We start from the raw sequence: 12,587 nt of genomic DNA on the forward strand, positions 1-12,587 counted from the left end.
AGCCAACGGCGCACATGATTGCCTTCCTCGCGCAGAGAGCTTAAGGATATCCGCAGAATTTGAAGGGATATTCCATGCCGCTTTACATCAAGGACGATGCCATTGATCGATTGGCGCGGCGCTATCAGGCGCTGACCAAGGCCACGACCAAGACGGAAGCCGTGCGGCTTGCCTTGCAGAAGGCGCTGGATGAGGAGCTGACCAAGCCGGCGCTTGCCGACGTCGCCGTGGCTTTCTGCCGCAATCTCAAACAGAAGGCCATCGCCAAAAGCGAAAGCGCCGGCATAGCGGAAGAGATTTGATGTTTATCGACGCTTCAGTGCTGTCGGCGATGATGACCGACGAGGAGGAGGCGCGTGCCTTCGCCATCCGCATACAGCCGGCAACAGCGCGAATGACTTCGCCGCTTGTCGCGGCGAATGCCGCAATCCTTGTCTCCGATACTTTGGGATTGTCGCCGACCGAGGCCGGCGAAGCTGTCCGCACGTTTCTGCAGCTTATGAACGTTCAGCTGCTTGCTGTGCCGCCCCGCGCCGCCACCTTGGCGACAGAAGCCTACGAGCGCTATGGCCAAGGCGACCATATAGCGCGCCTCAGCCTTGACGATTGCTTGACCTATGCCTGCGCTCGCTATTATCGCCAGCCGCTATTGTCGAAAAGCGACCGGTTCAAGCAGACGGATATCGAGCTGGCTTAAGACCAGCTCGAGCCATCACGCCGTTACGGGCAAAGCGAAGCGGAGCCTGCACTATAGGTGCTCGAACGAGCGCCGACGGAGTTAGGGGCAGCGGCGCATTGCAGGCGGGAAATGGAGTCGCCGGCGCGGATCGGGCCTGTCACCGACGGGTCGGTGTTGATGGTGCCGTCCGGGAGAATTGCGTCCTTGGAATGGTCGACATTGCCGACATCCGCCTGGAACGCCTCGACATTGACGCGCTTGGGATGATGCTTGTGAGCCTGCTCCGCCATGGCGGCGCTGGACATGCCGAGGACGAGAGCGGAGATGGCGAGGGTTCTGAGCAGCATGGGACTGCCTCCTGTGGGAGTTGACGCGGATTTCATATGGGAACTGGCAGCCCACTTTACAGCGGCTTGCCTGTCAATATCGTTAAGAATTTGAAGGTTTTGATCAGGTCTTCACTTTATGACGGGATACCTCTGCACCGGCATCGTGCGGCAGGCTGATAAAACGCAATGCGGAGATGCCACCGATAAGGCCAACGATGAGGAAAGCCCAGCGAAAATCGACAAGCGAAAGCGTTTCCCCACCATGAATCGTGCGCGAGAGATTGAGAACCGCAGCAGCGACGGCAACGCCAAGCAGCAGTGAAACCTGCTGCAGCATGCTCGACAATGTCGAGGCGGAGCTGCGCTGCGCGGCATGGATATCGGCAAACCCCAGCGTATTCAGCGCCGTGAAATTCATCGACCGCGAAAGCCCGGCAATGAATAGCAGGCAATATATCAACAGTTCCGGCGTCGACGGAGACAGAAACGCGCATCCGGCAATGCTGGCCGACGAGATCAGGCCATTGACGACGAGCACGTTGCGGAAACCGAAGATTCTCAACATCTGCGTGGTGATCGCCTTCATGCCGAGATTGCCGGCGAAATAGAAGAGCAGATAGGTGCCGGCATCGATCGCCGTGCGCCCGAAGCCGACCTGGAAGAGCAGCGGGATCAGGAACGGCGTGGCGTTGATCGCCACACGGCTCGCCGTGCCGGCCGAAAGCGTCGACATGGCGAAGGTCTGCACCTTGAAGGCGGAGAGATCGAGCAAGGGCGCATCAACCGTCATAAAGTGACGGGTGGCGATGATGGAAAACACCACGCCTGCAGCGATCAACCCTATGCTGGGCGCCAGCCCCGTCGTGCCCTGCACCACGAATTCAAGGCCGGCAAGCAAGAATGTCAGCCCTGCCGCCGATTGCAGGAAGCCGACGAAATCGAGGCGGGCGACCTTTTCCTCCCGCTGATCCGGCACGAAGCGCAGGACGAGACCCAGACCGATAATGCCGATCGGGATATTGATCAGGAAGTTCCAATGCCAGCTGAGATAGGTGGTGATGAAGCTGCCGAGGACGGGGCCGATGACAGGCGCCGTCAGCGCCGGCCAGGTGATCATCGACATCGCATGCACCAGATCGGACTTGCGCGCGTTTTTCAGCACGATGATGCGGCCAACAGGCGTCATCAGCGCGCTGCCGACACCCTGCACGGCGCGGGCAATGATGAACTCGGTCAAATTCCCCGAAAGACCGCAGAACAGCGATGCCACGGTGAAGATGGTGATCGACGCCAGGAACACCCGCCGTGCACCATAGCGATCGCCGGCCCAGCCGGCCAGCGGCACGAAGGCGGCCATGGTGAGAAGATAGACCGTGATGCCGATGCTCATCGACACCGGCTCGACTCCAAAGGTTGTCGCCATCTGCGGCAGCGAGGTGGTGACGATGGTGCCGTCCAGGATCTGCATGAAGAAGGAGACGGCGACGACGAAGGCGATGATGCGGGACTGCCGGCCGAAACTTGCTTCGGAAGGCTCTTCTATGGTCCTGGCAACGGTCATGAGATGAAATTTCGGATATTGGCGTTCAAGGAAGCCGAGTACTCCCGGCAACAATCATACGATCATTGAATACGCCCATCATGGCGGCTTGCAAAGCCACAAACCCAGACGTCGCCATCAAAAATTGCCACGGTGACATAAGAACCGCGATTCGGGAGGGCCAGTGCAGGGTACTCACCCGCAAAGCGCCGAGAGCGTCAATCGTCCGAGTAACGCTGCTCCCGCCAGGGATCGCCATACATGTGATAGCCGTTCTTCTCCCAGAAGCCGGCCCTGTCGGCACCGATGAGCTCGATGCGATTCAGCCACTTGGCGCTCTTCCAGAAGTAAAGATGCGGCACGACGAGACGCATCGGGCCGCCATGCTCGCCGGTCAGCGGCTGGCCCTCCCAGGCGGTGGCCAGAATCGCATCCTCAGCCGCGAAATCCGCAAGCGGCAGATTAGTAGTATAGCCGTCATAGCTCGTCAGCAGCACATGCTGCGCCTCCGCCGTCGGCATGGCGAGATCGAGGAGATCGCGCGTCGAAACCCCTTCCCAGCGATTGTCGTAGCGTGACCAGGTCGTCACGCAATGGATATCGCTGACACGGGTGCTTTGCTCTATCGCCTGGAAAGCGGCCCAATCGAGGCTGAGTCGATTTTCCACGAAGCCGATTACATCGAGCCGCCAGCTCGACAGAGAAATTTGCGGCTGCACGCCGAGATCCAGCACCGGCCAGTTCTTAACGAGATGCTGCCCCGGCGGCAGCCGCTCCGTCTCCGGCCGGCTGATACGCCCCGTCAGAAACTTACCCTCCGCCGCCCAGCGGCGCTTGGATGTGGTGAGCTTGCTATCGGCGGGGATCTGATCGTCGCTCATGGAGGCATCCTTGCAAAGTCCCGCTATTGGAGCGCCGGAGAGGCTGGGGTGTCAAGAAGATCAACTCGACCCAAGAAAGGAATATGCTTTTCCGAAGCCTTTAGACTTTGAATTTACATGGTGGTAATAGTAATGTGCATTTCAATCTTGGCGGTCAATTTGCCTTGCCTAGCGATGAATTCCTCTATGACGATGTAGCCGTTCACCGTATCCACGAGATCCGCTATTCGAAATTTGCGGCGATACGTGCAACCATACTGATTTTGACAATAATGGCCTTCTTTGTCGGGCTATTGATTGTTACCCGTCATCAAAATTCCGACCCGCTAATTTGGCGATTTCGCATCAATGCAGTCGTCATTCTCATTATATTTTGTGCGGCTGCGATAGTGCGTGTTCCGATCTACATTCGCCGAAACTATGCCGATCCGGTAATCATTATCAGCCCGGAGGGCATTCAGGATAGACGCATCACCACGGCTGTTATTCCTTGGACTGACGTAGGAAAAGCCGATCGCATATCCGCAGCCAAGATGTCCGGGTATCTTACGCTTCACTTGATCGCGAATGACGCACCGCTTACCGGGTCGGCGATAGGAACCACAACCAACGCTTCAGACATCCAAGAGACTGAAGTTCAGATCAAGGCCGACCTATTCGACCGGCGTTACTCGGACATCTGCAACATAGCGATGGCCTTCTATCGAGCCCATCGTTTCGGCTGGTTATCTTCGCCTAGCGACGACGATTGGCCTGAATGTCAATCTGAAACAGTTCCGCTTTTCCGAAGAAGTCTACTTCCGGCCCACCCGCTTCCAGAAGCAGGCAATCCAATGTCGAGAGCGAAAGCTTGGCGACTTCGGCGTGGCCACGATGACAAAGGATAAGGCTCACCCCACCATGAGGGGCGAGCTTGATGGTCCCGTCAACCGAAACCCGCCGCACGGAATGCGTAAAACGGCCCCGCCGCGTCATCACATTGAGATCGGTAATCGTGCCGTCGATCAGCGTCGCCGAAGTCGGCGCATCGGCAGCGAAGGGCAGCGGCTCGCTCGCCTGCGTCAGACGCTCGGGCGCGCGCCCCTCTATGAAGAGCGTCATGCCCTCACCCTCGAGAATGGATAGTGTGCGATCAATGCCGGGAAAGACCGAGAACGGCCCATCTGTGGCAACGGTCGCCATGCTGACGCGCCAGTCGAAGTCGGCAAGCCCGGCGCCGTCGGGCGAAACGGCGATCTCCACCGTTTCGCCGCCGCCGTTTTTCCAGGGCATGCGCTTGTGGTCACTGGCGCGCAGCAGCTTCATCTTAGTTCCCCAGGATGGCCGGCAGGCGCAGGCCCTGCTTCTTGGCCCAATCAAGCGCGATGTCATAGCCGGCATCGGCATGGCGCATGACGCCGGTCGCCGGGTCGTTCCAGAGAACGCGCTCCAGGCGCTTGGCCGCATCGTCAGTGCCGTCAGCGCAGATGACCATGCCGGAGTGCTGGGAAAAACCCATGCCGACGCCGCCGCCATGATGCAGCGATACCCAGGTCGCACCCGATGCGGTGTTGAGCAGAGCGTTCAAGAGCGGCCAGTCGGAGACGGCATCCGAGCCGTCCTTCATCGCTTCCGTTTCGCGGTTCGGCGAGGCGACCGAGCCGGAGTCGAGATGGTCGCGGCCGATGACGACGGGCGCCTTCAGCTCGCCGTTCCTGACCATTTCGTTGAAGGCGAGGCCGAGGCGGTGGCGATCGCCGAGACCGACCCAGCAAATGCGCGCCGGCAGACCCTGGAAGGAAATGCGCTCGCGCGCCATGTCGAGCCAGTTGTGCAGGTGCTTGTTGTCGGGCAGCAGCTCCTTCACCTTGGCGTCGGTCTTGTAGATATCTTCCGGATCACCCGAGAGGGCAGCCCAGCGGAAGGGGCCGATGCCGCGGCAGAAAAGCGGGCGGATGTAGGCCGGCACGAAGCCCGGGAAAGCGAAGGCGTTTTCGAAACCCTCTTCCTTGGCGACCTGGCGGATGTTGTTGCCGTAGTCGAGCGTCGGCACGCCGGCATCCCAGAAAGCGACCATGGCTTCGACATGCACCTTCATAGAGGCGCGGGCGGCAGCTTCGACGGCCTTTGGATCGCTCTCGCGCTTGGCCCTGTGTTCGGCGACCGTCCAGCCGATCGGCAGATAGCCGTTCAGCGGGTCGTGAGCGGAGGTCTGGTCGGTGACGATATCCGGACGCGGTCCGCCGGCCTTCATGCGCTTCACCAGTTCCGGGAAGATTTCTGCGGCATTGCCGAGCAGGCCGACGGACTTTGCTTCGCCAGCCTTCGTCCACTTGTCGATCAAAGCAAGCGCTTCGTCGAGCGTCTTCGCCTTTTCGTCGACGTAGCGGGTGCGCAGGCGGAAATCAATGCGGGTTTCGTCTGATTCGACGGCAAGGCAGCAGGCGCCGGCCATGACGGCCGCCAGCGGCTGTGCACCGCCCATGCCGCCGAGGCCGCCGGTCAGGATCCACTTGCCCTTGAGATTGCCATTATAGTGCTGGCGACCGGCTTCGACGAAGGTCTCGTAGGTGCCCTGCACGATGCCCTGCGTGCCGATGTAGATCCACGAGCCGGCCGTCATCTGGCCGTACATGGCGAGGCCCTTCTTATCCAGCTCGTTGAAGTGATCCCAGGTCGCCCAGTGCGGCACGAGGTTGGAGTTGGCGATCAGCACGCGCGGCGCATCCTTGTGGGTGCGGAACACGGCGACCGGCTTGCCGGACTGCACGAGCAGCGTCTCGTCTTCGTTGAGCGTCTTCAGCGTCGCGGCGATACGGTCGAAGTCGTCCCAGGTGCGGGCGGCGCGGCCGATGCCGCCGTAGACGACCAGCTCGTTCGGGTTTTCCGCAACGTCCGGATCGAGATTGTTCATCAGCATGCGCAGCGGCGCTTCGGTCAGCCAGCTCTTGGCGTTGAGCTCGGGACCACGGGGCGCGCGGATCTCGCGGATATTATGGCGTGGGTTGGTCATGTCACATCTCCAAGGAGGGCAGGATGTCGGTTGAAATCGAGGCATTGAGCGCGCCGGAGCCGATAAGCTCGCTGGCAGCTTTCAGGTCGTTTGCCATGTAGCGGTCCTCTTCCAGCGACGGCACGGCGGTACGGATGGCGGCAATGGCAAGGGTCAGTTCCGGGCTGGTCGTCAGCGGCGCGCGCAGCTCGACGCCTTGGGCGGCAGTCAGCGCTTCGATGCCGATGATGCCGAAGAGGTTTTCGGTCATTTGCAGCAGGCGGCGCGCGCCATGACAGGCCATGGAAACATGGTCTTCCTGGTTGGCGGAGGTCGGGGTCGAGTCGACGGAGGCCGGATGCGACATCTGCTTGTTTTCGGACATCAGCGCCGCCGAGGTCACTTCGGCAATCATCAGGCCCGAGTTCAGGCCTGGCTTCTTGGCGAGGAAGGCCGGCAGGCCGTAGCTGAGCGCGGGATCGACGAGCAGCGCAATGCGGCGCTGGGCGATCGCGCCGATTTCGCAAACGGCGATGGCGATCTGGTCGGCGGCAAAGGCGACCGGCTCGGCATGGAAGTTGCCGCCGGAAACGACAGAATTATCCGAAAGCACCAAGGGATTGTCGGTGACGGCATTGGCCTCGACTTCAAGCGTGCGGCCGACAGAGCGCAGGAGGTCGAGGCAGGCGCCATCGACCTGAGGCTGGCAGCGGATGCAATAGGGATCCTGCACACGCTCGTCGCCTTCGATATGGCTTTCGCGGATCACGGAACCGGCCAGCAGCCCGCGAAGGGCTGCGGCGGTATCGATCTGCCCCTTATGGCCGCGCAGCGTATGAATATCGGGATGGAACGGGGCGGAGGAGCCCATCGCAGCATCCGTCGACATCGCGCCGGTGATGAGAGCGGCCTGGGCGGCACGATGGGCGCGGAAGAGACCCGCAAGCGCAAGACCGGTCGATACCTGCGTGCCGTTGATGAGCGCCAAGCCTTCCTTGGCGGCCAGCACGACCGGCTTCAAGCCGGCCTTTTCGAGCGCTGCCGCGCCGGAAAGCCGCTCGCCGGCATAAAAGGCTTCGCCATGGCCCATCATCACGGCTGTCATATGCGCCAGCGGCGCAAGATCACCCGATGCACCGACAGAACCCTTTTCGGGAATGACGGGAACGACGCCCTTTTCGAGCATGCCTTCAATCAGCCGCACCAGCTCCAGCCGCACGCCGGATGCGCCGCGTCCGAGCGAAATGAGCTTCAGCGCCATGATCAAGCGAACGACGTTTTCCGGCAGCGGCTGCCCGACGCCGCAGCAATGCGAGAGAATGAGATTGCGCTGAAGCGTCGCGACATCGGCGCTGTCGATCTTGATGGATGCGAGTTTGCCGAAGCCGGTATTGATACCATAGACCGGCGCATTGCCGGCGGCGATCTCCGCGATGCGGGCGGCGGCCTTGGCGATGCCGGCATCGAAGGACGCATCGAGCTTAGCCGGCTCACCGCTCCAATAGATCGTCGCCAGTTGCTGCAGCGACACGGAGCCGGGATGGAGAACGATAGTCATCGGTTGAACCTTTTTCCCTTGAAGACATGTGCATGGAGCGGATTGAAGCCGATGCGGTAGACCAGCTCCGCCAGGCTTTCGACATCCCAGATAGCAAAATCGGCCGACTTGCCGGCTTCGAGTGTCCCCGTCTCGGAGAGCAGCCCAAGGGCGCGAGCGCCCTCGCGCGTCGCGCCGGCAATGCATTCCTCGACCGTGAGACGGAAAAGGGTAGCAGCCATATTCATGGTCAGCAGCAGCGAGGTCAGCGGCGAAGTGCCGGGATTGGAGTCGGTCGCGATGGCGATCGAGACGCCCGCATCACGCAGGGCCTGAACCGGCGGCTTCTGTTTCTCGTTGATGGCATAGAAGGCGCCGGGCAGCAGCACGGCAACCGTACCCGCCGCAGCCATCGCCTTGACGCCATCCTCATCGAGATATTCGACGTGATCGGCTGATAAAGCACCATAGGAGGCGGCAAGCTTGGCACCGCCGAGATTGGAAAGTTGTTCGGCATGCAGCTTAACCGGAATACCGAGCGACTTGGCAAGATCGAAGACACGCGCGATTTCCGCCGTCGAAAAGGCGATACCTTCGCAGAAGCCGTCGACGGCATCGACAAGACCTTGGGCATGGGCCTGGCTGAGGCCCGGCAGCACGACGTCATTAATATAATCGTCGTTGCGGCCCTTATACTCCGCTGGCGTCGCATGCGCGCCGAGATACGAGGTGACGACGCGAACCGGGCGGACTGTCTCCAGCTTGCGCGCGGCCCGCAACATCTTCAGTTCGGATTCAATGTTGAGGCCGTAACCCGACTTTACTTCGATTGTCGTTAGGCCTTCGGATAGCAGCGTATCGAGGCGCGGCAAGGCCACAGCGACAAGCTCATCCACCGACAGCGCCCGCGTTGCATTGACGGAGGAGACGATACCGCCGCCGGCACGGGCGATTTCTTCGTAGCTCGCGCCTTCCAGCCGCATCTCGAATTCGCGGGCGCGATTGCCGCCATAGACGATATGGGTGTGGCAATCCACGAGCCCGGGGGTCACCCAGCGCCCTTCAAGGTCGATGCTCTCGGCGCCCGATGTATTGGGCAGATCGGCTTCGCTACCGGCAAAGACGATACGGCCGCCCTTGGTCAGGATCGCGCCCTTCTCGATAGTGCCGAGCCGGGCCTCGCCCTCTTTCAAGGTTGCAAGGCGAGCGTTGCGCCAGACGCGGCCTGCCGCATCGCCGTCCTTGCCATCTTCGGAAAAATTATTCCCACCCATCAGCTTTACGCCTTTCCTCGTTGGCTCATAATGTATATACATAATCGAAAGGCTGACAAGAGGGATTTTGGACTCCATGTCCGAAAGGAAAGGGTGAGACCATGACGAGACTTCATGCACGCTCGGCACTGCTTGGCGACGGATGGCACGAGAATGTGCGGCTGACCCTCGAAGGCGGCCGCATCGCCGAGATCGCGACCGATGTCGCTCCCGAAGCCGGTGACGACAGGCAGGATGTTCTGGTTCCGGCGATGCCGAACCTGCACAGCCACGCCTTCCAGCGCGCCATGGCCGGCCTTGCCGAAGTCCGCGGCCCGGCCAATGACAGCTTCTGGAGCTGGCGCACCGTCATGTACAAATTCGCTTTGTCGATGACGCCGGACCATGTCGAGGCCGTCGCCGCACAGCTCTATATGGAAATGCTCGAAGCCGGCTTCTCCCGAGTGGGCGAATTTCACTACCTGCATCATGACAAGGATGGCAGCCATTATGCCAATATCGCCGAGCTGGCCGAGCGCATCGGCGCCGCCAGCGCCGAAACCGGCATTGCGCTGACGCTGCTGCCCGTCTTCTACGCTCATTCCGGCTTCGGCGGTGCCGCTCCCATCGAGGGCCAGCGCCGCTTTATCAATTCGATCGAGAGCTTCGAAGCCCTCATGGCCGGCTGCCGCACGGTCACGAGCCGCCTGCCTGGCGCCGAACTCGGCATCGCGCCGCACAGCCTGCGGGCCGTGACACCGGAAGAGCTGGCAAAGCTCGTGCCGATCGCCGGCGATGGGCCGATTCACATCCATGTCGCCGAGCAGGTGAAGGAAGTGGAAGACTGCATCGCCTGGTCGGGTGCCCGGCCGGTGCAATGGCTGCTCGACAATGCGCCTGTCAATGAGCGCTGGTGCCTGATCCATGCCACGCACATGATCGAGGATGAGACGCGACGCATGGCAAGAAGCGGCGCGATCGCCGGCCTTTGCCCGATCACCGAAGCCAATCTCGGCGATGGCGTGTTCCCGGCACCGCTATTCTTGGAGGAAGGCGGCCACTACGGCGTCGGTTCCGATTCCAATATTCTCATCTCCGTGCCGGAGGAGTTGCGGCAGCTCGAATATTCGCAGCGCCTGGCGCTACGCGCCCGCAACGTCATTGCCACGACGGGCGGTTCGACCGCCCGCATGCTGTTCGACGGTGCGCTGGCAGGGGGCGGCGCGGCTCTCAAGGCGCCGGCCGGCCTTGCCGTTGGCAACCACGCCGATATCGTTTCGTTCGATGTAAGTGCGGTACCCTATCTCTCCGGCGACCGCATTCTCGATCACTGGACCTTCGCCGGCGGCGTCACCGTGGACGGCGTGTGGGCCCTGGGTAAAAAGCAGGTGGACGGGGGCCGACATCTGAGGAGAGAGGCAATCACCACGCGATTCCGCAAGGCGATGGTTGAACTTATCGGTTAAAAACCGCTTTTCCTCCCATCGATTGACCCCTAAATAACTTGCGGGAAATCCCATGTCTCACACGGAACAGATGGGTGGCATGACCACGAGCAAAGAGGCGACCCTCCATCAGCGCATCCTGAGCGATATCGAGGGCCGGATCGTTTCCGGCGCCTGGCCTCCAGGACATCGCATTCCATTCGAGATGGACCTGGCGGAGCAGTATGACTGCTCGCGCATGACGGTAAACAAGGTGCTGACCCAGCTTGCGCGTGCCGGCCTGATCGAGCGGCGAAAGCGCTCGGGCAGCTTCGTCACGCATCCGCAGGCACAATCCGCCGTGCTTGAGATTCACGATATCAAATCGGAAGTCCTGTCACTCAATCTGTCCTATTCACACCGGCTAATAAAGCGTGCCGAGCGGCGTGGGCGGCCGGAGGACGCTCGCAGGCTGCAGTTCGTCGGCTCTATCCCGGTGATAGAGATCACCTGCATCCACTATGCCGGCCCGCGCCCCTTCTGCCTGGAAAACCGCGTCATCAATCTCGATGCGGTGCCGGAAGCGGCGAAGGCAGATTTCGAGACATTGCCGCCAGGCCCCTGGCTGCTCAACCAGGTGCCGTGGAGCACCGCCGAACATCAGATCCGTGCCATATCGGCCGAAGGCGACGCCGCCGCCAATCTCGATATCCAGAAGGGTGCGGCATGCCTCGTCGTCGAACGACGCACCTGGAGCGCCGCCGGTCCGATAACCCATGTCCGCCTCACCTATCCCGGTGATCGCCACAGCCTCGTGGCACGCTTTACACCGGCAAGCTGACCATTCCCGGCGCCAACTTAGGGGCGTTGCGGCGACTCTGTAGGCGGCGGAATGAGGCTATCGGATTGCCGGACAGGCTGGGCAGGATCGACCAGCAGGATACTGAGCGCAATCAGAACCAGTGCCAGAATCAAGAGGATTCCGATCAAAAGCGGACGAATCGCGGTCATTTCGTTCTCCAATCTCCCCAGCCCAGCGCCAAGCGCGATAGGGAATTCGAGATAACCAGCGCAGTCTAACGGTAAACGTTAAGCAATGCTTGATGTTCTGCGAAAAAATGGGCCTTTTCCAGGAATTTCTGCCCGCGCCGAACGGGATGGCAATCTCACGCTTGTTTGAATGGCGGGTGATGGAAGCGGCGCATAGGATCGCGATGCAGATGGCTTCGAAGCCGCCCCGCGGCTTCCGTCGACCAATTCCAACCCTCTTATCAAGCACGACCGGCGCATCGCGCGGCCGATATCTCAAGGGAGACCCCACCCATGGATCGCAAACGTCTGATCGCGGCTGCGCTGACGCTCTCCGTCGCCATGCTTGCCGCGTTGCAAAGCGCCGAGGCTGCCGAGCGTGTCAGGGTGCGTGGCACCGTGGAAAGCCTCGATGGCGACACGCTGAAGGTCAAGTCCCGCGACGGCAAGGACGTGACAGTCGCGCTGAGATCCGGCTGGAACGTCGGCGGCGTCGTCAAGGCTGCCATCAGCGACATCAAGCCTGGCGATTTCGTCGGCATTGCTTCGCAGCCGACCGACAGCGGCATCAATGGCGCGATCGAAGTCGTCATCTTCCCGGCCGCGATGAAGGGAACCGGCGAAGGCGACCGCCCCTGGGATTCAGCGCCGAACAGCTCGATGACCAACGCCACGGTCGCCAATGCCGTGACGTCCGTTAGCGGCCCGACATTGACCCTCACCTACAAGGGCGGCGAACGCAAGATCAAGATCCCGGATGGCACGCCCGTAGTAACACTGACATCGGCAACGAAAGCAGATCTGAAGCCCGGTGCCGGCGTCTTCATCACCGGCGAGCAAACCGGCGAAACCACCGTCTCTGCCGATCGGGTTGCCGTCGGCCTCAACGGCACCGTGCCGCCGATGTGATCGCTTCGGTCCAGTAACTCCTTTTCCCTTGTCGA

At 61.1% G+C, this 12,587-nt stretch carries 13 protein-coding genes; 5 read left to right on the forward strand and 8 right to left on the reverse strand.

Annotated features, from left to right (window positions below):
* The first annotated feature begins 74 nt into the window (after positions 1-74).
* Positions 75-302 carry a type II toxin-antitoxin system VapB family antitoxin gene (locus AC13RC_RS26425; protein ID WP_488559017.1) on the forward strand — a complete coding sequence of 76 codons (228 nt, stop codon included), beginning with the start codon at positions 75-77 and terminating at the stop codon, positions 300-302.
* Positions 302-697 carry a type II toxin-antitoxin system VapC family toxin gene (locus AC13RC_RS26430; RefSeq protein ID WP_488559018.1) on the forward strand — a complete coding sequence of 132 codons (396 nt, stop codon included), beginning with the start codon at positions 302-304 and terminating at the stop codon, positions 695-697. The genes AC13RC_RS26425 and AC13RC_RS26430 overlap by 1 nt, the downstream gene beginning before the upstream one ends.
* A gap of 23 nt (positions 698-720) precedes the next feature.
* On the opposite strand, the gene AC13RC_RS26435 is transcribed toward AC13RC_RS26430, so the two are convergent.
* The 7 genes from AC13RC_RS26435 to hutI all read right to left on the reverse strand — a co-directional run bounded on the left by AC13RC_RS26435 (position 721) and on the right by hutI (position 9,211).
* Positions 721-1,026 carry a hypothetical protein gene (locus AC13RC_RS26435; protein WP_112341489.1) on the reverse strand — a complete coding sequence of 102 codons (306 nt, stop codon included), beginning with the start codon at positions 1,024-1,026 and terminating at the stop codon, positions 721-723.
* A 103-nt stretch (positions 1,027-1,129) separates the two neighbouring features.
* On the reverse strand, positions 1,130-2,569 hold the full coding sequence (locus tag AC13RC_RS26440) for an MFS transporter (RefSeq protein WP_113353752.1): 1,440 nt from the start codon (positions 2,567-2,569) through the stop codon (positions 1,130-1,132).
* A 197-nt stretch (positions 2,570-2,766) separates the two neighbouring features.
* Positions 2,767-3,429 (reverse strand): sulfite oxidase-like oxidoreductase, encoded by a 663-nt coding sequence (locus tag AC13RC_RS26445; protein ID WP_113353753.1) that lies wholly within the window; start codon positions 3,427-3,429, stop codon positions 2,767-2,769.
* A gap of 735 nt (positions 3,430-4,164) precedes the next feature.
* Positions 4,165-4,734, reverse strand: coding sequence for a HutD/Ves family protein (locus tag AC13RC_RS26450; RefSeq protein ID WP_488559019.1), 570 nt, complete (start codon positions 4,732-4,734; stop codon positions 4,165-4,167).
* Position 4,735: 1 nt separating this feature from the next.
* A complete protein-coding gene (gene hutU / locus AC13RC_RS26455) occupies positions 4,736-6,421 on the reverse strand; it encodes a urocanate hydratase (RefSeq protein ID WP_113331567.1) in 1,686 nt (561 codons plus the stop codon).
* A 1-nt stretch (position 6,422) separates the two neighbouring features.
* Positions 6,423-7,958 carry a histidine ammonia-lyase gene (hutH, locus tag AC13RC_RS26460; RefSeq protein ID WP_488559020.1) on the reverse strand — a complete coding sequence of 512 codons (1,536 nt, stop codon included), beginning with the start codon at positions 7,956-7,958 and terminating at the stop codon, positions 6,423-6,425.
* A complete protein-coding gene (gene hutI / locus AC13RC_RS26465; protein ID WP_488559021.1) occupies positions 7,955-9,211 on the reverse strand; it encodes an imidazolonepropionase in 1,257 nt (418 codons plus the stop codon). Before hutI ends, hutH begins: the two co-directional genes overlap by 4 nt.
* Positions 9,212-9,312: 101 nt before the next feature.
* Here hutI and AC13RC_RS26470 point away from each other — a divergent pair, with 101 nt between their 5' ends.
* Positions 9,313-10,656, forward strand: a complete 1,344-nt coding sequence (locus AC13RC_RS26470; RefSeq protein WP_488559022.1) for a formimidoylglutamate deiminase — start codon at positions 9,313-9,315, stop codon at positions 10,654-10,656.
* Positions 10,657-10,735: 79 nt separating this feature from the next.
* Positions 10,736-11,455: a histidine utilization transcriptional repressor HutC gene (gene hutC / locus AC13RC_RS26475; protein WP_488559061.1), complete on the forward strand. Its 720-nt coding sequence runs from the start codon at positions 10,736-10,738 to the stop codon at positions 11,453-11,455.
* A gap of 17 nt (positions 11,456-11,472) precedes the next feature.
* On the opposite strand, the gene AC13RC_RS26480 is transcribed toward hutC, so the two are convergent.
* Positions 11,473-11,625: a hypothetical protein gene (locus AC13RC_RS26480; protein WP_173002556.1), complete on the reverse strand. Its 153-nt coding sequence runs from the start codon at positions 11,623-11,625 to the stop codon at positions 11,473-11,475.
* 312 nt (positions 11,626-11,937) lie between these two features.
* Between AC13RC_RS26480 and AC13RC_RS26485 the strand changes: the two genes are divergently transcribed.
* Complete coding sequence (locus AC13RC_RS26485; RefSeq protein ID WP_488559023.1) at positions 11,938-12,552, forward strand: single stranded DNA-binding domain-containing protein; 615 nt, start codon at positions 11,938-11,940, stop codon at positions 12,550-12,552.
* Positions 12,553-12,587 lie beyond the last annotated feature (35 nt).

This window comes from Martinezella sp. CNPSo 3890 (assembly GCF_057784455.1).